At 73.5% G+C, this 20,508-nt stretch carries 17 protein-coding genes; 6 read left to right on the top strand and 11 right to left on the bottom strand.

Annotated features, from left to right (window positions below):
• The first annotated feature begins 687 nt into the window (after nt 1-687).
• The gene (gene trpS / locus AC07B0_RS39880; RefSeq protein ID WP_356883758.1) at nt 688-1,686 is read left to right on the top strand and encodes a tryptophan--tRNA ligase; all 999 of its coding nucleotides are present in this window, start codon (nt 688-690) and stop codon (nt 1,684-1,686) included.
• 58 nt (nt 1,687-1,744) lie between these two features.
• Here the strand turns inward: trpS and proC are convergent, their stop codons facing one another.
• The 5 genes from proC to AC07B0_RS39855 all read right to left on the bottom strand — a co-directional run bounded on the left by proC (nt 1,745) and on the right by AC07B0_RS39855 (nt 5,345).
• Nucleotides 1,745-2,554 carry a pyrroline-5-carboxylate reductase gene (proC, locus tag AC07B0_RS39875; RefSeq protein ID WP_356883756.1) on the bottom strand — a complete coding sequence of 270 codons (810 nt, stop codon included), beginning with the start codon at nt 2,552-2,554 and terminating at the stop codon, nt 1,745-1,747.
• A gap of 97 nt (nt 2,555-2,651) precedes the next feature.
• Nucleotides 2,652-3,389 carry an ABC transporter permease gene (locus tag AC07B0_RS39870; protein ID WP_469381476.1) on the bottom strand — a complete coding sequence of 246 codons (738 nt, stop codon included), beginning with the start codon at nt 3,387-3,389 and terminating at the stop codon, nt 2,652-2,654.
• Nucleotides 3,386-4,291 (bottom strand): ABC transporter ATP-binding protein, encoded by a 906-nt coding sequence (locus AC07B0_RS39865; RefSeq protein ID WP_478900539.1) that lies wholly within the window; start codon nt 4,289-4,291, stop codon nt 3,386-3,388. Before AC07B0_RS39865 ends, AC07B0_RS39870 begins: the two co-directional genes overlap by 4 nt.
• A 59-nt stretch (nt 4,292-4,350) precedes the next feature.
• Complete coding sequence (locus tag AC07B0_RS39860; RefSeq protein WP_469381472.1) at nt 4,351-4,932, bottom strand: hypothetical protein; 582 nt, start codon at nt 4,930-4,932, stop codon at nt 4,351-4,353.
• A 92-nt stretch (nt 4,933-5,024) separates the two neighbouring features.
• A complete protein-coding gene (locus AC07B0_RS39855) occupies nt 5,025-5,345 on the bottom strand; it encodes a peptidase (protein WP_478865866.1) in 321 nt (106 codons plus the stop codon).
• 106 nt (nt 5,346-5,451) lie between these two features.
• Here AC07B0_RS39855 and AC07B0_RS39850 point away from each other — a divergent pair, with 106 nt between their 5' ends.
• Nucleotides 5,452-7,596, top strand: a complete 2,145-nt coding sequence (locus tag AC07B0_RS39850) for a protein kinase domain-containing protein (RefSeq protein WP_478900537.1) — start codon at nt 5,452-5,454, stop codon at nt 7,594-7,596.
• A 31-nt stretch (nt 7,597-7,627) separates the two neighbouring features.
• On the opposite strand, the gene ilvD is transcribed toward AC07B0_RS39850, so the two are convergent.
• From ilvD to AC07B0_RS39830, 4 genes are all read right to left on the bottom strand, one after another.
• Entirely contained in the window at nt 7,628-9,478 is a 1,851-nt protein-coding gene (gene ilvD, locus AC07B0_RS39845) for a dihydroxy-acid dehydratase (RefSeq protein WP_356883746.1), read from the bottom strand.
• 127 nt (nt 9,479-9,605) lie between these two features.
• Nucleotides 9,606-10,223, bottom strand: a complete 618-nt coding sequence (locus AC07B0_RS39840) for a TetR/AcrR family transcriptional regulator (protein ID WP_356883744.1) — start codon at nt 10,221-10,223, stop codon at nt 9,606-9,608.
• Nucleotides 10,220-11,029 (bottom strand): sugar phosphate isomerase/epimerase family protein, encoded by an 810-nt coding sequence (locus tag AC07B0_RS39835; RefSeq protein ID WP_356883742.1) that lies wholly within the window; start codon nt 11,027-11,029, stop codon nt 10,220-10,222. Before AC07B0_RS39835 ends, AC07B0_RS39840 begins: the two co-directional genes overlap by 4 nt.
• 721 nt (nt 11,030-11,750) lie before the next feature.
• Entirely contained in the window at nt 11,751-12,677 is a 927-nt protein-coding gene (locus tag AC07B0_RS39830) for a Ppx/GppA family phosphatase (RefSeq protein WP_356883740.1), read from the bottom strand.
• 62 nt (nt 12,678-12,739) lie between these two features.
• Between AC07B0_RS39830 and AC07B0_RS39825 the strand changes: the two genes are divergently transcribed.
• A complete protein-coding gene (locus AC07B0_RS39825; RefSeq protein WP_356883738.1) occupies nt 12,740-13,543 on the top strand; it encodes a DUF3109 family protein in 804 nt (267 codons plus the stop codon).
• Between the two features lie 93 nt (nt 13,544-13,636).
• Here the strand turns inward: AC07B0_RS39825 and AC07B0_RS39820 are convergent, their stop codons facing one another.
• On the bottom strand, nt 13,637-15,589 hold the full coding sequence (locus AC07B0_RS39820; protein WP_478900536.1) for an RNA polymerase sigma factor: 1,953 nt from the start codon (nt 15,587-15,589) through the stop codon (nt 13,637-13,639).
• 230 nt (nt 15,590-15,819) lie between these two features.
• Here AC07B0_RS39820 and radA point away from each other — a divergent pair, with 230 nt between their 5' ends.
• Together radA and disA are read left to right on the top strand one after the other, a co-directional pair.
• On the top strand, nt 15,820-17,256 hold the full coding sequence (gene radA / locus AC07B0_RS39815) for a DNA repair protein RadA (RefSeq protein ID WP_356883734.1): 1,437 nt from the start codon (nt 15,820-15,822) through the stop codon (nt 17,254-17,256).
• A 278-nt stretch (nt 17,257-17,534) separates the two neighbouring features.
• On the top strand, nt 17,535-18,659 hold the full coding sequence (gene disA / locus AC07B0_RS39810) for a DNA integrity scanning diadenylate cyclase DisA (protein WP_356883732.1): 1,125 nt from the start codon (nt 17,535-17,537) through the stop codon (nt 18,657-18,659).
• Between the two features lie 267 nt (nt 18,660-18,926).
• Here disA and AC07B0_RS39805 read toward each other — a convergent pair whose 3' ends face one another.
• On the bottom strand, nt 18,927-19,676 hold the full coding sequence (locus AC07B0_RS39805; RefSeq protein ID WP_469381459.1) for a hypothetical protein: 750 nt from the start codon (nt 19,674-19,676) through the stop codon (nt 18,927-18,929).
• A 223-nt stretch (nt 19,677-19,899) separates the two neighbouring features.
• Between AC07B0_RS39805 and AC07B0_RS39800 the strand changes: the two genes are divergently transcribed.
• Nucleotides 19,900-20,505 carry a phosphatase PAP2 family protein gene (locus AC07B0_RS39800; protein ID WP_356871171.1) on the top strand — a complete coding sequence of 202 codons (606 nt, stop codon included), beginning with the start codon at nt 19,900-19,902 and terminating at the stop codon, nt 20,503-20,505.
• Nucleotides 20,506-20,508: the final 3 nt, after the last annotated feature.

Here is a 20,508-nt window from a genome sequence, read left to right as displayed (position 1 = left end):
ACCCTCGCGGGTTTTCCTCCGGGCTTTCGTTCTGTGTTCTTGCGTTTCCGACTCTATCAGAGCCAGTCTCGCTTGCTTTCCAGGTCCTGCGCTTTCGCGCTTTCCCTTTCCGGCGATTCCGACTCTATCAGATCCTTTCGGGCCTGACTCCCAGTCAGCGGGGTTTGTCTTCCGGGCTGTTGGGCCCTTCCGACGAGTGAGACAGTAGCGGATTCCATGCCCCCGAAGCCAATCGGCGGCTACGTCCTGGGACGCGGATTCCTCATTCGCAAATACGCATGAAAACGAGACGACAACATGCGTCGTTCGTTCGAATGTGTGTAGTGCGGGATGGCCGTCCGGGGACCGACCGGGGTCGGCGCTCACTTCGGACAACTCGAAGAACCTTACGGACCGGGCACTGGCGTGTCAACCCCCGGCTGACCGGGCGTGAACGGTGGTGGACGCGCGGGGGACAAACCGGTGCCGTCCTCGGCCCCCTGCGGGCTACGCTGCCTCCCATGACTACGCATGCGCTCACGCTCAGCCTCTGCTGGTGGGCCGCCTGACGGCGGCCGACCTTCCACCTGAGCACGCATGCGCTCACGGCCGCCGCCCCGGCGGCCGTTTTTCGTTCCTCCCCTCCCGGGAGTGGCTCGGTCGCCGGCTCCGGCGGCCCCACCACATCCACACGGGCAGGAGAACGACATGACGAGGATCTTCAGCGGGGTCAAGCCGACCGGGCATCTGACGCTGGGGAACTACCTGGGGGCCGTACGGCAGTGGGTCGCCGCCGACCAGGAGGCCGGCGACGCGCTGTTCTGCGTCGTGGACCTGCACGCGCTGACCGTGGAGCACGACCCCGCACGCGTGCGCAGGCTCAGCAGGCAGGCCGCGACGCTGTTGCTGGCCGCCGGGCTGCGGCCGGACCGGTGCACGCTGTTCGTGCAGAGCCACGTCGACGAGCACACGCGGCTGGCCTACCTGCTGGAGTGCACCGCCACCGACGGGGAGCTGCGGCGGATGATCCAGTACCGGGAGAAAGCGGCGAAGGCGCAGGGCGCGGGGGAAGGGGTACGGCTGTCGTTGCTGACGTATCCCGTGCTGATGGCCGCCGACATCCTGGCGTACCGGGCGGACGAGGTGCCGGTCGGTGAGGACCAGCGGCAGCACGTGGAGCTGACGCGGGACCTGGCCGTGCGGTTCAACCAGCGGTACGGGCACACCTTCACCGTGCCGCGGGCCACGCATCCGGCGGTCGCGGCGCGGGTCATGGACCTCCAGGACCCGACGTCGAAGATGGGGAAGTCCCACGAGAGCGGGGCCGGGATCGTCTACCTCCTCGACGAGCCGGGGGTGATCCGCAAGAAGGTGATGCGGGCCGTGACCGACAGCGGGGACGACGGGGTGGTGTACGACCGGGCGGAGCGGCCGGGCGTGGCGAACCTGCTGGACGTCCTCGCCGCCTGTACGGGCGGAGAGCCGGAGAAGCTCGCCGCCGGGTACGGCCGGTACGGGGACCTGAAGCGGGACGTCGCCGACGCGGTGGTGGAGCTGCTGCGGCCGCTGCGGGAGCGGCACGCGGAGCTCGCGGCCGATCCGGGGGAGGTGGACCGGGTGCTGCGCGAGGGTGCCGGGCGGGCGCGGGGGCTGGCGCGGCCGGTGGTGGACCGGGCGTACGAGGCGATCGGGCTGCTCGCGCCCTGACCTCGTACGCCCCGATCCCGTACGCCCCGGCCTCCTGCGGCCCGGGCGTCCGGTTCGGTCAGCTGTTGCCGGAGGCGAGTTCGCGGCTGCGGTCGCGGGCCGCCTCCAGGGCGGCGATCAGGGCCGCCCGTACGCCGTGCTTCTCCAGCTCGACGATGGCGTTGATGGTCGTGCCGGCCGGGGAGGTGACGGCCTCGCGGAGCTTGACCGGGTGTTCGCCGCTGTCGCGGAGCATCACGGCGGCGCCGATGGCGGCCTGGACGATCAGGTCGTGGGCCTGGGCGCGGGGCAGCCCGAGGAGGATGCCGGCGTCCGTCATGGCTTCGACGAGGTAGTAGAAGTAGGCGGGGCCTGAGCCGGAGAGAGCGGTGGCCGCGTCCTGCTGGGACTCGGGGACGCGCAGGGTCTTGCCGACGCCGCCGAAGATCTCCTCGGTGTGCTGGAGGTGGGCGGCGGTGGCGTGGCTGCCGGCCGAGATGACGGACATGGCCTCGTCGACGAGGGCGGGGGTGTTCGTCATGACGCGGACGACGGGGGTGCCGGGGGCGAGCCGTTCCTCGAAGAAGGAGGTCGGGATGCCGGCGGCGCCGCTGATGACCAGACGGTCGGCGGGGACGTGCGGTGCGAGCTCTTCCAGGAGCTTGCCCATGTCCTGCGGCTTGACGGTGAGGATGAGGGTGTCGGCGCGCTTGGCGGCTTCGGCGTTGCTGACGGCCTCGACGCCGTAGCGGGTGCTGAGCTCCTCGGCGCGCTCGGGTCGGCGGGCGGTGACGAGCAGCTTGCCCGCCGGCCGTCCGCCGCGGATCATCCCGCTGAGCAGGGCCTCGCCGATCTTGCCGGTACCGAGGACTGCGACTGTCTGGGTCATGCCCGATTCACCTCGCCGAACGAACGTAAGGACGTACGGGTTCATCCTTGCACCCGGCCGGGGAGCGGCGGGTTCGCCGTCCGGTCCGTGGGCGGTCCTACGGGGTGCGGCGGCGCAGGGTGGCCGCGCCGAGGGCGAGGACGAGCAGGGCGCAGCCGGCGACGACGACGGCGTCGCGGACGAAGTCGGCGGTCATGTCGGTGTGGGTGAGGACTTGAGTCATGCCGTCGACGGCGTAGGACATGGGCAGGACGTTCGAGAGGCCTTCGAGGGCGGAGTGCATGGTGTCGCGGGGTGCGAAGAGTCCGCAGAGGAGCAGCTGCGGGAAGATCACGGCCGGCATGAACTGGACGGCCTGGAACTCGGACGCGGCGAAGGCGGAGACGAAGAGGCCGAGCGCGGTGCCGAGGAACGCGTCGAGGAGCGCGACGAGGAGGAGCAGCCAGGGGGAGCCGATGACGTCGAGGCCGAGGGCCCAGAGGGCGAGGCCGGTGGCGAGGAGGGACTGGAGGACGGCGACGGCGCCGAAGGCGAGGGCGTAGCCGGCGATGAGGTCGCCCTTGCCGAGCGGCATGGCGAGGAGGCGTTCCAGGGTGCCGGAGGTGCGTTCGCGGAGGGTGGCGATGGAGGTGATCAGGAACATGGTGATGAGGGGGAAGATGCCGAGGAGGCTGGCGCCGATGGTGTCGAAGGTCCGCGGGCTGCCGTCGAAGACGTAGCGCAGCAGGGTCAGCATCAGTACGGGGACCAGGAGCATCAGCGCGATGGAGCGCGGGTCGTGGCGGAGCTGGCGCAGGACGCGGGCGGCGGTGGCGAGGGTGCGGGCGCCGTTCATCGGCGGGTTCCTTCGGGGGCGGGTGCGGGGGCTGGGGCTGGGTGGGTGGCTTCGTCGGCCCGGTCGGCCCGGTCGGCCCGGTCGGCCCGGGCGGCTTCGTCCACGAGGCGGAGGAAGCCCTCTTCGACGGTGGTGGAGCGGGTGCGGGCGCGCAGGGCGTCGGGGGTGTCCCGGGCGAGGATCCGGCCTTCGCGCATGAGGAGCAGCTCGTGGCAGCGTTCGGCCTCGTCCATGACGTGGGAGGAGACGAGGATCGTCGTGCCGCGGCCGGCGGCGAGGTCGTGGAAGAGGTTCCAGAGGTCGCGGCGCAGGACCGGGTCGAGGCCGACGGTCGGTTCGTCGAGGACGAGCAGCTCGGGGGTGCCGAGCAGGGCGACGGCGAGGGAGACGCGGCTGCGCTGGCCGCCGGAGAGGTTGCCGGCGAGGGCGTCGGCGCGGGTGGTGAGGTCCACGTCGGTGATGGCCCGGGCGACGGCTTCGGCGCGGCGGGCGGCCGCGGCGCGTCCGGGGTCTAGAACGGCGGCGAAGTAGTCGAGGTTCTGCCGGACGGTGAGGTCGTCGTAGACGGAGGGCGCCTGGGTGACGTAGCCGATGCGGGAGCGGAGGCGGGGGTGGCCGGCGGGGCGGCCGAGGACGTCGAGGGTGCCGGTGACGTGGGCCTGGGTGCCGACGACGGCGCGCAGGAGGGTGGACTTGCCGCAGCCGGAGGGGCCGAGGAGGCCGGTGATGCGGCCTCGGGGGACGTCGAAGGCGAGGGCGTCGAGGACGGTGCGGGGGTTGCGGCCGGTGCCGCGTCGGACGGTGAGTCCGCGGGCGTGTACGGCGGGGGCGGTGGCGTCCGGGGTGGGGGCGGGGGCCTCGGGGGTGGGGGGCGGCTCTTCCCCCCGCTGCTTATTCATCATGTGATGAATAATGCTCCTGGCGGTGCCCGGGCGTCAATGAGCCGGAGGCGGGACCCGTCCTACTTCTTGCGCTTGGGGCGGCGGGCGGCCGGGTTGCCGGTACGGGCGCCGCGGCGGCGGGCGAATTCGGCCTCGGCGCGCTCGTACTCGGCGCGGTGGAGCCTCTCGCCGGGGGCCTCCATGAAGCAGCGCAGGAAGTACGCGACGAGGGAGCCGATGAAACCGATCGCCTTCAGACCCTTGAGCGCGGCCTCGTCGGAGGACGGGGCGGGGCGGCGGCCGAAGGACTCCCAGGTCTTGGCGAAGGCGATGGAACTGGCGATCGCGAAGAGGATGACGACGGAGATGCTGAGGAACGGACCGACGTTGCCGATCTCCAGGCCCTCGTAGGCGAGGCGCAGGAGGTAGGCGCCGATGACGGCGGCGGCGAGCGCGCCGACGGCGAGGCCGGCGCGGCGCAGGGCGTAGCCGTTGTCGTGTTCCACCCAGGTGGTGCCGAAGAACTTGATCGGCTCGGGCCGCGGGCCGGGGGCCGGCTCGGCCGGGCTGGTGCGCCGGCCCTGGCCCTGGGGCTGACCCTGGGCCCGGTCCTGGTTCTGGCCCCGGTCCTGGCTCTGGTCTCGCTGCTGGTCGTCGCTCACAGCAGCGATTATCCCCCGGCGGGCCGGACCGGCCGGGGGCGTCTCGCGTGGCGGAACGGGAACCCCGGCCCGGCCGGACGGAAAGGGACGGACTAGCCGCAGCGGCCGGTGACGTAGCCGTCGCTGCCGGTCTTGACGTAGGCGTCGGAGACGAACTGGCCGTTGCCGATGCAGTCCCAGAGGTCGGTGGTGCCGTACGGGCCGCTGACCGTCGTACCGGGGCACTGGCAGCGGATGGTGACGCTGGCGCCCAGCGGCAGGACGCGCGAGACCGAGTACTGGGTGCCCGGGCCGCTACGGACGTTGACCTGGTGGCCCGGGGCCACCGGGAAGGTCGGGAAGCCGGACGCGGCGGCCTCCACGTGGGCCTCCGCCTGGGCATCCACCTGGCTGGAAACGTTCTCAACGGACATGTGAAATCTCCCCCCATGGGTGTTGCTCTGCGCAACGCGCGCAGGGCAGCAAGCTCTTGGATGTTCCCACGGGCCATCGACTAGGCTCCGGCGGGGGTGGTGAGCGGTGCGATCGCGGAGCGCGGACTACGCAGGATTTCCGGAGTACGCCGGGCAGTACCGGCTCGAATCCGTGCTCGGCTCCGGCGGTATGGGCGTCGTCCACCTGGCCGCCTCCAGTTCGGGGCTGAAACTCGCCGTCAAGGTCGTACACGCCCAGCACGCGGTGGACCCGGAGTTCCGGGCGCGCTTCCGGCAGGAGGTGGCGGCCGCGCGGAGGGTGAGCGGGGCGTTCACCGCTCCCGTCGTCGATGCGGACCCGGACGCCGAGCGGCCGTGGATGGCCACCCTGTTCGTCGACGCCCCGACCCTGTCCGAGCGGGTACGGGAACGCGTGCTGGACCCCGTCGAGCTGACCCGGCTCGCCGCCGGGCTGGCCGAGGCCCTGCGGGACATCCACCGGGCGGGGGTCGTGCACCGGGACCTGAAGCCCAGCAACGTGCTGATGGCCCCCGACGGGGTGCGGGTCATCGACTTCGGCATCTCGCGCCCCTCCGACAGCGACCTGCACACCGAGACCGGCAAGCTGATCGGGACGCCGCCCTTCATGGCGCCGGAGCAGTTCCAGCGGCCCCGGGACGTGGGGACGGCCGCGGACGTGTTCGCGCTGGGCGCGGTGCTCGTGCACGCGGCGACCGGACGCGGGCCCTTCGACTCCGACAGCCACTACCTCGTCGCGTACCAGGTCGTGCACAGCGAGCCCGACCTGACGGGGCTGCCGGCGCGGCTCGTGCCGGTCGTGGCCCGCTGCCTGGCCAAGGATCCGCAGGAGCGGCCGACCGCCGACGCGCTGATCGCGGAGATCCGCAGCGTGACGTCCCGGACGGCGGAGGACACCCAGGCCTTCATACCGCACCCCCGCCCGCCCGGCCCCGACGAGGTGGGCACGCACCGCCGGGACGCGGAACCGCTCGTGGACGCCGCCCCCGAGACCGCGCCCCCGTCACGCCCCCGGCGGGGACGGCGCAGGGCCCTCGTGGCGGGCGGCGCCGCGTTGCTGCTGGCCGGCGCCGCCGCGGGCTGGCAGGCGTACGAGGGCGGGCGGGCCGGGGAAGCGGACCGGCGGGTGGCACCGGTGGCGGCGCAGCCCGCGGCCTTCGTCCCGTGGGCCGCGGAGGTGGGCGACCGTGCCGCGGGGAAACGGCTCGCGGCCTGTTCCGGGTCGGCCGGGGCCCTCTACTGCTCGGCGCGGGGCGTGGCCGTGGTGCGGCTCGACCCGGTGGACGGCTCGGTGCTGTGGTCGACGGCGTCGACGGCGCCGGCCGACCGTACGACGACGGACAGCGCCCCCGTGTACGGCGGCGGAGTGGTCGTCTCCGTCGCCTCGGGCAGCCGGCTGGTGCGGGCGCTCGACCCGGCGGACGGGAAGGAACGCTGGCAACGGCCCCTGCCCGACGGCACCCAGGTGGTGGCCGCCGGGGAGCGGCTCCTGCTGGCGGGGCCGGGCGGTGAGGTGACGGTCCTCGACGCGGCGACGGGCACGCCCCGGTGGACGAAGCGCATCGGCGGCGCGGGCTCCGAGTGGTGGGCGGCGTCCGACGAGCCGGGACGAACGGAGTTGTACGTCGCCACGCGCGACGCGTCCGGCAAGTCGACCCAACTGGCGGCCGTGGACCCGGAGAACGGGACCGAACGCTGGCGGACGGCCCGGCCGGGCCTGCTGCGGCCGGCCGGGGTGGCGGCCGGCGCCGTGCACCTGCTGGAGAACGACACCTCCAGCGCGACCCTCGCGGTCGTGCGCGTCGACCTGGCCACCCGGGCCGTGCGGCGGGTGCCGCTGGCGGCTCCGCTGCCCGACGCGGAGGCGGCCCTCGGCCCCGACGGAACCGTGTACGCCTTCGGCACCGGGGGCAGGCTCGTGGCCGTCGGCGCCGACCGGGAACTGTGGAGGCTGGAGACGGGCACGGCCTCCGCCTCGCGCCCCGTCTTCATGGAAGGGCGGCTGTACCTGACCGCGCCGGACGGGCGGCTGCTGGCGGCGGACGCGGCGGCCGGCCGGCTCGTGGGCCAGACGAAGATCCGCATGGGCAACGGGCAGGACACCTTCAGCTCCGCCCTCCCCGCCCCGGTGGCCGCCGACGGCAGGGTCTTCGCCTCCGCGCCCGACGGGACGGTCTTCTCCGTGGACGCGCGGAACCCCGCCGGATGGTGAAGCGCCCGGCGGGGTTCGCGGCGGCCGGGGCTCAGCCCAGGAGGGACACGTCGCGGACCGCGCCCTTGTCGGCGCTGGTGGCCATGGCGGCGTAGGCGCGCAGGGCCGCGGAGACCTTGCGCTCGCGGTTCTTCGGGGCGTAGACGCCGCCCAGGGCCTCGTGGCGGGCCGCGAGGGTGGCCTCGTCGACGAGGAGCTCGATCGAACGGTTCGGGATGTCGATCCGGATCCGGTCGCCGTCCTCCACGACCGCGATGGTGCCGCCCGAGGCCGCCTCCGGGGAGGCGTGGCCGATGGACAGGCCCGAGGTGCCGCCGGAGAAGCGGCCGTCGGTGACCAGCGCGCAGACCTTGCCGAGGCCGCGGCCCTTGAGGAAGGAGGTCGGGTAGAGCATCTCCTGCATGCCGGGGCCGCCGCGCGGGCCCTCGTAGCGGATGACGACGACGTCTCCCGCCTTGATCTCCTTGCGGAGGATCTTGTCGACGGCCTCGTCCTGCGACTCGCAGACGACGGCCGGGCCCTCGAAGGTCCAGATCGACTCGTCGACACCGGCCGTCTTCACGACGCACCCGTCCACGGCGATGTTGCCGCGCAGCACCGCCAGGCCGCCGTCCTTGGAGTAGGCGTGCTGCACCGAGCGGATGCAGCCTCCCTCGGCGTCCAGGTCGAGGGTGTCCCAGCGCTCGGACTGGGAGAACGCGGTCGCGGAACGCTTGCAGCCGGGGGCCGCGTGCCACAGCTCCATGGCCGTCTCGGAGGCGGTGCCGGAGCGGGCGTCCCACTCGGCCAGCCAGTCCTCCAGGTTCGCCGAGTGGACGGAGGTGACGTCCTTGTTGAGCAGCCCGCCGCGGTGCAGCTCGCCCAGGATGGCGGGGATGCCGCCGGCCCGGTGGATGTCCTCCATGTAGTACGTGCCGCCGGGCGCCACGTTCGGCGCGACCTTGGACAGGCACGGGACGCGGCGCGAGACCTCGTCGATGTCGGTCAGGTCGTAGTCCAGGCCCGCCTCCTGCGCCGCGGCCAGCAGGTGCAGGATCGTGTTCGTGGAGCCGCCCATGGCGATGTCCAGGGCCATGGCGTTCTCGAAGGCCTGGCGGGTGGCGATGTTGCGCGGCAGGACGGACTCGTCGCCGTCCTCGTAGTAGCGCTTGGTGATCTCCACGACCGTGCGGCCGGCGTCCTCGTACAGGGCGCGGCGGGCGGTGTGCGTGGCGAGGACCGAGCCGTTGCCCGGCAGGGCCAGGCCGATGGCCTCGGCGAGGCAGTTCATGGAGTTGGCGGTGAACATGCCCGAACACGAACCGCAGGTCGGACAGGCGTTCTCCTCGATCCGGAGCACGTCCTCGTCCGAGACGTTCTCGTTGGAGGCCTCGACCATGGCGTCGATCAGGTCCAGCTTGCGGACGGTGCCGTCGACGAGGATGGCCTGCCCGGCCTCCATCGGGCCGCCGGACACGAACACGACCGGGATGTTGAGCCGCATCGCGGCCATCAGCATCCCGGGAGTGATCTTGTCGCAGTTGGAGATGCAGATCAGCGCGTCCGCGCAGTGCGCCTCGACCATGTACTCCACGGAGTCCGCGATCAGGTCGCGCGAGGGCAGGGAGTACAGCATTCCGCCGTGCCCCATGGCGATGCCGTCGTCGACCGCGATGGTGTTGAACTCGCGCGGGATCGCACCGGCGGCACGGATGGCGTCGGAGACGATCCGGCCGACCGGCGCCAGGTGGGTGTGGCCGGGGACGAACTCCGTGAAGGAGTTGGCGACCGCGATGATCGGCTTGCCGATGTCCTCGCTCGCTACGCCCGACGCGCGCATCAGCGCACGTGCGCCTGCCATGTTGCGGCCGTGGGTGACGGTGCGGGACCTCAGCTCGGGCATCGGGTTCACTCCCCATGAGTGCGGCCGGCCCGACGGACGCGGCCGCGACTGTAGATATGAATCAGTTACGAGGCTACGCCTCCGGACCGCGATACGGACAGGTTGTCCGGATGCCGGGACGCGCGGCTCATTCTCCGGTCAGGTACCGCTGGAGCGTCGGCGCCACGAGGGCCACGATCTCCTCCGGGTCCGCGGACGCGAGGGGCTCGACCTGGACGACGTACCGCAGCAGCGCGATGCCGATCATGTGCGAGGCGGCCAGTTCGGCGCGGAACGTGGGATCGGGGACGTTCAGGTCGGCGGCCACCCGCTCCAGGACCCGGCGCAGGATCAGCCCGCGCAGGACCTTCGCCGCCGCCTCGTGGGTGAGGGCGGACCGGATCACGGCGAGCAGCGGGGCCCGGGTGACCGGGTTCTCCCAGACGCCGAGGAAATAGCGGGCGAGCCGCTCCCCGATGCCGTCCGGGCCCTCGCCGAGGAGTGCCGGCACGACCAGGGCGGGCTCCAGGCTCACCTCGATCGCGGCGGCGAACAGCTCGTCCTTGCTGCCGAAGTAGTGGTGCACCAGCGCCGGGTCCACCCCGGCGACCTTCGCGATGCCGCGCACGGACGTCTTGTCGTACCCGCGCTCCGCGAAGACCTCCCGGGCGGCGAGGCGGATGACCTCCTGGGTGCCGGGCCCGTCCCCGGCCTCGTCCTGGCGGGGCCGGCCCGGGCCGCGCCGCCGCTTCGCGGGCTCCGTCATCGGCGGCGGGCCGGGTCCGCGAGGTGCAGGCGGGTGAAGGCCAGGGCCTCGGCGAGGTCGGCCTCGCGCTCGGCGGAGGACATCGCCCGCCGGGTGTTGACCTCGATGACGACGTGCCCGTCGAAGGAGGTCCGGGCCAGCCCGGCCAGCAGCTCGGCGCAGGGCTGCGTACCGCGCCCGGGAACCAGGTGCTCGTCCTTCGCGGAACCGTTGCCGTCGGCGAGGTGGATGTGGGCGAGCCGGTCGCCCATCCGGTCGATCATCGCGCCGGCGTCCGTACGGGCGGTCGCGGTGTGGGACAGGTCGACGGTGAAATGCCGGTAGTCGTCCTTGGTGACGTCCCACTCGGGCGCGTAGGCGAGCATCTCGCGGTCGCGGTAGCGCCACGGGTACATGTTCTCCACGGCGAACCGGACGTCGGTCTCGTCGGCCATCCGCCAGATCCCGGTGACGAAGTCCCGGGAGTACTGCCGCTGCCAGCGGAACGGCGGGTGCACGACCACGGTCGACGCCCCGAGCCTCTCGGCCGCGGCCTGGGCCCGCTGGAGCTTGGTCCACGGATCGGTGGACCACACGCGCTGGGTGATCAGCAGGCAGGGCGCGTGCACGGCCAGGATGGGCACGTGGTGGTGGTCGGACAGCCGGCGCAGGGCGTCGACGTCCTGGCTGACCGGGTCCGTCCAGACCATGACCTCGACGCCGTCGTAGCCGAGGCGCGCGGCGATCTCGAAGGCGGTCGCCGTGGACTCCGGGTAGACGGAGGCCGTGGAGAGCGCGACTTTCGGGATCCGGACTGGTTCTGCCACGGGGACAGATTACGGGGCCCTTGCCCTGTCCGGGCCAGGGCGGGGTGCAAGGGGCCGAATCCCCTCAACCCGGCCGCCGCCAGACCAGCGTGTAACCGCGCCCCGGGCAGCCCCTAGTTACGCACCCGGACCCGCGACGAGGACCCGGTCCCGGCCCCCACGTCGAGGGCCCGCCCGACCCGTCGCGGCAACTGCCGCAGGATCCAGGGGTGGTAGGCCCGGTTGCGGTCCCGGGGAGCGCCATCGCGGTACGCGGGGGCCCGGAGCGATCACGAACCACCGGCCCCGGACGGCCGGCAGGCGCCGAGCGATGAGGAGCGCGTAGCGATCTGGTGCGCATGGGGCCCGCCAGGCTGATCTGGTCGTCATTTGGGGTGGGTGAGAGGCGGTCTGGTCCCGGAAGGGGGCGCGAGGGGGCCGTGTGCCCGGCCGGCCGACGCCCGGCCCCTCGCCTCAGCGCTGACGGGGCCGCTCCTGCCGGTCCGTCCCCGTGACCGTTCTTTTGGGGGGTTCCCGTCGGTCTTCGGCTTTCCGGGGTGGGGCGGTCGGTCAAGGGTGGCCGAAGGCCATCGCGAAGCGACGCGACGACGAAGGAGGAGCGCCCTTGAGGGACCGGTCCACCCCGGAGAGACGATGAGACTGACGGGAAACCACCAAACCATCCCCGATCCGGATCACGGGGACCCCGCCCCCCGAGCCCCCGACCCCCGTGCCGGCGCCGTTACGGCAGGTGGTCCAGGCGGCGGAGGATCACGCCTTCGCGGAGGGCCCAGGGGCAGATTTCGAGTTCGTCGACGCCGAAGAGGTCCATGGTGGCCTCGGCCACCATGGCGCCCGCCAGGAGCTGGGAGGCGCGGCCGTCGGAGACGCCGGGGAGGGCGGTGCGTTCGGCCGTGGTCATCGCGGTGAGGCGCGGGACCCATTCCGCGAGGGACTTGCGGGTCAGGTCGCGCTGGATGTAGAGGCCGTCGGCCTCCCTGGCCGCACCCGCGATGCGGGCCAGCTGCTTGAAGGTCTTCGAGGTGGCGACCACGTGGTCCGGCATGCCGAAGCGGCTGAATTCTCCGACGGTACGGGCGATCTGGGCCCGTACGTGCCTGCGCAGGGCCTTCACGTCCGCCGGGTCCGGCGGGTCGCCGGGCAGCCAGGCCGAGGTGAGGCGGCCGGCGCCGAGGGGGAGGGAGACGGCGGTGTCGGGGTCCTCGTCGATGCCGTACGCGATCTCCAGCGAACCGCCGCCGATGTCGAGGACGAGGAGCTTTCCGGCGGACCAGCCGAACCACCGCCGGACGGCCAGGAAGGTGAGCCGGGCCTCGTCCTCGCCGCTGAGGACGGGCAGCTCGATGCCGGTCTCGGCCTTGACCCGGGCGAGGACCTCGTCGGCGTTCGTGGCTTCCCGTACCGCGCTGGTGGCGAAGGGCAGCAGGTCCTCGCAGCCCTTGTCCTCGGCGGCCTGTACGGCCTCGCCGATGACCGCGACGAGGCGCTCGATGCCCTCGGGGCTGACCGCTCCGTGCTCGTCGAGCAGTTCCGCCAGCCGCAGCTGCACCTTGTGCGAGTGCGCGGGAAGGGGGCGCGCGCCGGGGTGCGCGTCGACCACCAGCAGATGAATCGTGTTCGAACCCACGTCAAGGACACCGAGTCTCATACGAGAAACGCTACTGGGCGGAACGCGTAGGGGTGGAGTAAGGGGCGCTTAGGCTTGGGTTTGTGCCAAATACGAAGAAGGCCAACAAGACCCGGTCGAAGAAGGCCAAGGGCCAGGAGCAGCACGACGAGACGGGACTGGACTTCCCCCGGGCCTGGGTGGAGTTCCCCGACCCCGCCGACGACGAGCAGATCTTCCGCTGCGACCTGACCTGGCTGACCTCGCGCTGGACGTGCATCTTCGGCAGCGGCTGCCAGGGCATCCAGGCGGGCCGCGCCGACGACGGCTGCTGCACGCTCGGCGCGCACTTCTCCGACGAGGACGACGAGAAGCGGGTCGCGGAGAACGTCGCCCGGCTCACGCCCGAGGTGTGGCAGTTCCACGACGTCGGCAGCGAGAGCGGCTGGACGCAGTTCGACGACGACGGGGAGAAGCAGACCCGCCGCTGGGACGGGGCCTGCATCTTCCTGAACCGGCCCGGCTTCCCGGCCGGCGCGGGCTGCTCCCTGCACATCCTGGCGCTGAAGGGCGGGCAGGAGCCGCTGGAGACGAAGCCGGACGTGTGCTGGCAGCTCCCCATCCGCCGGACGTACGACTGGATCGACCGGCCGGACGACACCCGGGTCCTCCAGGTGTCGATCGGCGAGTACGACCGCCGCGGCTGGGGGCCGGGCGGTCACGACCTGCACTGGTGGTGCACGTCGGCGACCTCGGCGCACGGGGCCGGCCAGCCCGTGTACGTGTCGTACCGGGCGGAGCTGACGGAGCTGATGGGCAAGGAGGGCTACGAGGCCCTCGTCGCCCTGTGCGAGGCGCGGCTGGCGTCGCTGCTGCCGATGGCGCCGCATCCGGCGGACCCGGCGTAAGGCGGGCCCGCCGACGACCGGCAGACGGCGAACGGCAGGACCCGCCACCCGGCAGACGACAGGACCCACCGCCACAGCGCCCGCCATCCCGCCCTAAGCCCCCGACGGCCCCGGCCCGGACCCCGATCCCTCCCCCGACCCCTCCCCGGGGGAAACCGTTCCTCCTGAGGAGGGTTCCGGCGTCGGCGTCGGGGTGGCGGGGTCCGTCGGGGTCGGGGTCGGTGTGGGCGTCGGGGTCGGCGTCGGGGGCTCCGGCGGTGTGGGGGTGGGCGTCGGGGTCGCGGTGGAGGCCGGGGGCGGCTCCGGGGTGGGGGCCGGGCGGCCCCGGCCCTGGATGGAGACGACCGCGCCGGCCGGGTCCACCCCGACGCGGGCGCTCCAGGCGCCGACGGGCTGTCCGGCGGTGTCCACGGTGATCCGTAGGGTGACCGATTCTCCGGGTTCCAGCGTGCCCGCCGTCTGGCTCGCCCGCAGCCAGGGGGCGTCCGACCAGAGCCGCCAGTCGACGGGGTTTCCGCCCGAGGCGGTGAGGGTGAGCAGGGTGACGGCGCCCCGGGTCGTGGCGGCCACGGTGAGCCGGCCGGGGGCTCCGGGGCCGGCCGCTTCCGGGGTGGCCGGCTGGCCGGCGCTGATGACCTCGACGGAGACGTCGGGGGCCGCGCTGCCGGGGGCGAAGCCGGGCTCGCCGGTGGTGTGGGCGGTGTTGCCGGTGTTCTCGTACGCGGTGAGCGGGCGGCCGTCGGCGTACGGCGGCGGGATCTCGGACTCGCTGGCCGAGATCCGGGTTCCCTCGCCCCCGACGGGCTCGCCGGTGGTGGGGGCTCCGCGGTAGGCGGCCCAGAGCGCGATGACGGGCGCCGCGACGACGGTGGCGACGACGGTGGTGGTCACGGCCCGGGCCCGGAGCCTGTCGCGGCGGGCGGCCCGGTCCTTGGGGTCCATGGGGAAGCCGGTGCGGTCGAAGCGCGGGCCGGGGCGTCCGCCGCGGCGCCGGCCGGAGCGCAGCATGGCGGCGTGGACGGCGGTGCGGGGGGCCGGGACGAGGGGGAGCGCGGCGTTGACGCCGCCGGTGCCGGGCCAGGGAGCGCCTGCGCCGACGCGTTCGGCGGCGCGGCGGCAGCGCGGGCAGTCGTCGACGTGGCGGACGAGCTCGGCGCGCAGGGAGCTGGACAGCAGGACGTTGCCGTCGCCGCCGTCCCCGTCGTCGCCGGTGAGCCGGGAGACGGCCGGGCAGTTGCCGGTTTCGACGACGGCGAGGGCGGCGCGGGTGCGTTCCACCTCGCAGGCGGCCCCGGACAGCAGTTCCCGGGCGGCGGCGGGGCCGGTGCCGAGGACGGAGGCGAGTTCGGGGACTCCGAGGCGGTGGCGTACGGCGAGTTCGAGGGCTTCGCGCTGTTCGGGGGTGGTGCCGGCGGCTTCGGGCCAGGCGAGCCGGGCGAGTTCGGTACGACGGTAGGCGCTGACGTCGAGCCCGCGGTGCGCCCCCGGCGCATGGGCGGGGTCCGCATGCTCCGGCGCACGCCGGGCGGCATGCGCCCCCTGGCGGGCGCGCCGCTGCTCGGCGAGCCGGCGCAGGCAGGCCCAGCGGGCGAGGGCGTACAGCCAGGCGCGCCGTTCGCCTTCGTCGGGGCAGCGCCCGGGGTGGCGTTCGGCGACGGCGAGGACGTCGCCGAGCACGTCGGTGGCGGTGTCGTGATCGCAGAGGACCGACAGGCAGTACGTGAACAGGCCGTCCAGGTAGGGCTCGTGCCGGAAGGGGGGCGGCTGTTCGACGGCGTCCGGGGTGTACGGGATGTTCGGAGTGTCCGAGCTGTACGGGGTGTACGGGGTGTCCGGGACACCCGGAGCATCGGGGGTACCGGCAGGAACACCGTCCGTCATGTCGGCCGCACCCGTCTCCTCGGGCCCGTGGGACCCTTCGGTCCTCTCGGCAGCCCCGTCGGCCGGGGCGGGCGCGTCCCCCGTCGGACCCGCGGCGGGCATGCGCCCGTGCGCCCGGTGTGCGCCGGTGCGCGATGCGGGGTCTCGCTGGTTGCTGCTGTTCACCTGGCGACCGTAGGCGGCAGGCCGGTGACGGCCCGGAAGCCTTCAGCAGTTTTAGTCCTTACGGGTGAACAGATCGCCACCCCGCTGACAGCGCCCCTGACGACCGTGTCCGCCGGCCGCCCCGACGGGGGCGCGCGGGCGCGAAGGGGGGCGGCTCCTGCGATCCCCCGCCGAGCCCCGCCGGCCACCGCCGCCCGGCGTTGTCGGTGGCGGCGGCTACCGTGGGGCGCATGGCTGCCCGCACCGCTCGTTCATCCGCCAAGGACCGGCCGTCCTACCGCTGCACCGAGTGCGGCTACACGACCGCGAAATGGCTCGGGCGCTGCCCGGAGTGCCAGGCCTGGGGCACCGTCGAGGAGATGGGCGGCGCGCCCGCCGTACGGACCACGGCGGCCGGGCGCGTGTCCTCGCCCGCGCTGCCGATCGGCCAGGTCGACGGCCGGACCGCGACCGCCCGCAGCACCGGCGTCGACGAACTGGACCGGGTCCTGGGCGGCGGGCTGGTCCCCGGGGCCGTCGTCCTGCTGGCCGGGGAGCCCGGCGTCGGCAAGTCGACGCTGCTGCTCGACGTCGCGGCGAAGGCGGCCAGCGGCGACCACCGCACCCTCTACGTCACCGGCGAGGAGTCGGCGAGCCAGGTACGGCTGCGGGCCGACCGCATCAACGCCCTCAACGACCACCTCTACCTCGCCGCCGAAACCGACCTGTCCGCGGTACTGGGCCACCTCGACGCCGTGAAGCCGTCCCTGCTGGTCCTGGACTCCGTACAGACCGTCGCCTCCCCCGAGATCGACGGCGCGCCCGGCGGCATGGCCCAGGTGCGCGAGGTGGCCGGGGCCCTGATCCGGGCCTCCAAGGAGCGGGGCATGTCCACGCTCCTCGTCGGCCACGTCACCAAGGACGGGGCGATCGCGGGCCCCCGCCTGCTGGAGCACCTGGTGGACGTGGTGCTCAGCTTCGAGGGCGACCGGCACGCGCGGCTGCGCCTGGTGCGCGGCGTGAAGAACCGCTACGGCGCCACCGACGAGGTCGGCTGCTTCGAACTGCACGACGAGGGCATCACCGGACTCGCCGACCCGAGCGGCCTGTTCCTCACCCGGCGTGCCGAGGCCGTGCCCGGGACCTGCCTGACGGTGACCCTGGAGGGCAAGCGTCCGCTGGTCGCCGAGGTGCAGGCGCTGACCGTCGACTCGCAGATCCCCTCCCCCCGCCGGACCACGTCCGGGCTGGAGACCTCCCGCGTGTCGATGATGCTGGCCGTGCTGGAGCAGCGCGGCCGGATCACGGCGCTGGGCAAGCGGGACATCTACAGCGCGACCGTGGGCGGGGTGAAGCTGACCGAGCCGGCCGCGGACCTGGCGATCGCGCTGGCGCTGGCCTCGGCCGCCAGTGACGTGCCGCTGCCGAAGAACCTCGTCGCGATCGGGGAGGTGGGGCTCGCCGGTGAGGTGCGGCGGGTGACCGGCGTGCAGCGGCGCCTCGCGGAGGCGCACCGGCTGGGCTTCACGCACGCGCTGGTGCCGGCGGATCCGGGCAAGGTCCCGGCCGGCATGAAGGTGACCGAGGTCGCGGACATGGGCGAGGCGCTGCGGGCGCTGCCGCGCGGCCGGTCGCGTACGCCGGCCAAGGAGCGGGGTGCCGAAGCCACGGGACGCGGAGCCGAATAGGCACGCGGACCGAAGGGGAACACCGGGCCGGACAAGAAGACGACGGACGCGGCACGACACGAGCGCGACAAGGGCGGGACAAGAGCGGAATCAGAGGGTCCGCCAACCGGCCGGGCAGCAGGTCAGGAGCCCCGTTCCGGCCCCCGCGGGAACGATGCGGGTCAAGGCACGGCGGGCGCGCAGCCCGCGCCGGTAGACTTTGTGCTGGTCCGCCCGGCCGTACGCACGCCCTCGTGCCCGTGGCGCGGGGCGGTACGACCCGCGACCGGAGGAGTGCAGTGGCAGCCAAGGACGGGGCAGCAGCATCCGGCAAGTCGGGCGCGGGCGCCAGGCAGGAGGCGATGATGCGCGCCTCTCTGAGCGCGGTCGCGCCTGGTCAGCCCCTGCGTGACGGTCTGGAGCGGATCGTCCGGGGCAACACGGGCGGGCTCATCGTCCTCGGCATGGACAAGAGCGTCGAGGCGATGTGCACCGGCGGTTTCGTGCTGGACGTGGAGTTCACCGCGACCCGGCTGCGCGAGCTGTGCAAGCTCGACGGCGCGCTCATCCTCGACAAGGACATCACCAAGATCCTGCGGGCCGGCGTGCAGCTGGTACCGGACGCCTCGATCCCCACGGAGGAGACCGGCACCCGGCACCGCACCGCGGACCGCGTCTCCAAGCAGTGCGGTTTCCCCGTCGTCTCCGTCTCCCAGTCGATGCGGCTGATCGCCCTCTACGTCGACGGCGAGCGGCGGGTCCTGGAGGAGTCCGGGGCGATCCTGTCGCGCGCGAACCAGGCCCTGGCCACGCTGGAGCGCTACAAGCTGCGCCTCGACGAGGTCGCGGGGACGCTGTCCGCGCTGGAGATCGAGGACCTGGTGACGGTCCGCGACGTGACGGCCGTCGCCCAGCGGCTGGAAATGGTCCGCCGGATCGCGACCGAGATCGCCGAGTACGTGGTCGAACTGGGCACGGACGGGCGACTGCTGTCGCTCCAGCTGGACGAGCTGACGGTCGGCATCGAGCAGGAGCGGGAGCTGGTGATCCGCGACTACGTCCCGGAGCCGACGGCGAAGCGTTCCCGCACGGTGGACGAGGCCCTTCCGGCCCTGGACGCGCTGACGCACCCCGAGCTGCTGGAGCTGGCGATCGTGGCGCGGGCCCTGGGGTACACGGGCTCTCCGGAGACCCTGGATTCGGCCGTGTCGCCGCGCGGTTACCGGCTGCTGGCGAAGGTGCCGAGGCTGCCGGGGGCGATCATCGAGCGGCTCGTGGAGCACTTCGGCGGACTGCAGAAGCTGCTCGCGGCGAGCGTGGACGACCTGCAGACGGTGGACGGCGTGGGCGAGGCCCGCGCCCGGAGCGTCCGCGAGGGCCTGTCGCGCCTCGCGGAGTCCTCGATCCTGGAGCGCTACGTCTGACGGCGGCGCCTCTGACACTGATGAAGACGGCGGGGGGGGGGGGGGGGGGGGGGGGGGGGGGGGCCCGCGGGGGGGGGGGGGGGGCCGGGCGGGGGGGGGGGGCGGGGCGGGGGGGGGGGCGGCCGCGGGGGGCGGGGGGGGGGCGGGCCCCCGCCCCCCCCCTCCCCGGGGCCCCCCCCCCGCCGGCCCCCCCCCCCCCCCCCCGCCCCGCCGGGGGGGGCCCCCCCCCCCCCCCCCCCCCCCCGCCGTCTTCATCAGTCCCTGCCGTCAGTCCTGCTTCAGGACGAAGGAGGTCTGCGCCACCGGCATGCCCGGGGCCTTGACCTCGACGACGTAGGTGTCGGGGGTCGCGCTGCCCGCGGGCGGCGTCTGGCACTGGTCGGGGGCGCTGAACTTGCGGTCCCATTCCAGCGACTGCGTCGTCTCGCCCTTCGCCGGCACCCGGAAGAAGGCGTTGGCGGCGCCCGTCGGGCAGTCGCCGGAGGACCAGACGGCCTTGGCGCCGGTCGCCTGAAGGATGGTCAGGACGGCCTGCTTCGGGCCGAGTCCGACCTTGCAGGTACTGCCGGAGATGTTGCGGACGAGCAGTTCGAGACGGGGCTTCTCGTTCGTCTCGTACTCGTTCTTGACGCTCTTGACCTCCCACTGGAGGGCGCCCGGGGCGCACGTGGGCAGCGGGGAGTCCGCCGGCACCTGGGCCGGGCCGCCGCCGCCCGGGCCCGCCGAGCCGCCCGAGCCGGAGCTGCCGCCGGTTCCGGTGCCGCTTCCGGGTTCGCCGTTCTTGCCGGCCCCGCCCGCGCCGCCGTCGGAACCGGAACCCGTACCGGTACCCGGTTCGGTACGCCCGCCCGGAGCCTGACTGATCGCCGGACCGGACGGTGCCGGGCCCGCCGTGATCGTCCCCTGGGGGCCGGAGCCGTCGCCGCCGTTCTTGCCGTTCGTACTCGACTTGCCCGCGCCGGAGCTGACGGCCCATACGGCGAGGAGCGCGAAGAGCGCGACAACTGACGCCAGCACGGCCCTCCTTCGCCAATAGATGGAGGAGGGGAGCGGCCCGACCGGATTGCGCATAGATCCCACGCACCGAACCTTACGAGAACTCCCGCCGCGATCAGCGCCCCCCATGCCGCGCAACCGGAGGGTTTTGCCGATGATCATCCTGGAGGCCTAGCGCGGATCGTAAAATTCCGGCCAAGGGTCTGATGCGGCCGCGATCTTCCGTTGAGTACGGTCTGTGACCATGGACAGCTCCGACCTCTATCGCGACATCACCGACTTCGCCCATGACACGCCCCCTTGGGTGCAGTCGGCCTTCGAGGTCTGGACCGAATACGGGCTCCTGCTCTTCGGCCTGCTCTTCATAGCCGTGTGGTGGCGCTCGCGCGGGCGGGACGACCGGGCCGTCGCCCTCGCCGTGCTGGCGCCGCTGGTCACCGCCTTGACGTACGTCGCCTCCGAACTGGTGAAGTCGACCGTCGACGAGGAACGGCCCTGCCGCGCCGTGGCCGGGGCCGCCGCCTCCCTGGTCGCCTGCCCGGAGTACGGGGACTGGTCCTTCCCGAGCAACCACTCCGCCATCGCGGGCGGCGCGGCCGTCGCCCTCGCCCTGGCCGCGCCCCGCCTCGCGCTGCTGACGCTGCCGGTGGCCGTGCTGATGGCCTTCTCCCGGGTGTACGTCGGGGTGCACTACCCGCACGACGTGGGCATGGGCCTGCTGCTGGGGGCCTCGCTGGGCGCCCTCCTGATGGTCGCGCTGGCCGGTGTGATCAGTCGGATCGTGGCCGCCGTACGGGCGAGCCGTGCCCCCGTGGCCGTCTGGTTCACCGGTCCGGGCCCGGCGCGCTGAGCC

This window comes from Streptomyces sp. NPDC044704 (assembly GCF_056433525.1).
This window is presented reverse-complemented; position numbering and strand designations above follow the sequence as displayed.

Bases quoted from the DNA above. Each gene is read 5' to 3' on its own strand.
- trpS (WP_356883758.1), top strand. From the start codon at position 688: ATGACGAGGATCTTCAGCGGGGTCAAGCCGACCGGGCATCTGACGCTG.
- proC (WP_356883756.1), bottom strand. From the start codon at position 2,554: ATGACCCAGACAGTCGCAGTCCTCGGTACCGGCAAGATCGGCGAGGCC.
- AC07B0_RS39870 (WP_469381476.1), bottom strand. From the start codon at position 3,389: ATGAACGGCGCCCGCACCCTCGCCACCGCCGCCCGCGTCCTGCGCCAG.
- AC07B0_RS39865 (WP_478900539.1), bottom strand. From the start codon at position 4,291: ATGATGAATAAGCAGCGGGGGGAAGAGCCGCCCCCCACCCCCGAGGCC.
- AC07B0_RS39855 (WP_478865866.1), bottom strand. From the start codon at position 5,345: ATGTCCGTTGAGAACGTTTCCAGCCAGGTGGATGCCCAGGCGGAGGCC.
- ilvD (WP_356883746.1), bottom strand. From the start codon at position 9,478: ATGCCCGAGCTGAGGTCCCGCACCGTCACCCACGGCCGCAACATGGCA.
- AC07B0_RS39840 (WP_356883744.1), bottom strand. From the start codon at position 10,223: ATGACGGAGCCCGCGAAGCGGCGGCGCGGCCCGGGCCGGCCCCGCCAG.
- AC07B0_RS39830 (WP_356883740.1), bottom strand. From the start codon at position 12,677: ATGAGACTCGGTGTCCTTGACGTGGGTTCGAACACGATTCATCTGCTG.
- radA (WP_356883734.1), top strand. From the start codon at position 15,820: ATGGCTGCCCGCACCGCTCGTTCATCCGCCAAGGACCGGCCGTCCTAC.
- AC07B0_RS39800 (WP_356871171.1), top strand. From the start codon at position 19,900: ATGGACAGCTCCGACCTCTATCGCGACATCACCGACTTCGCCCATGAC.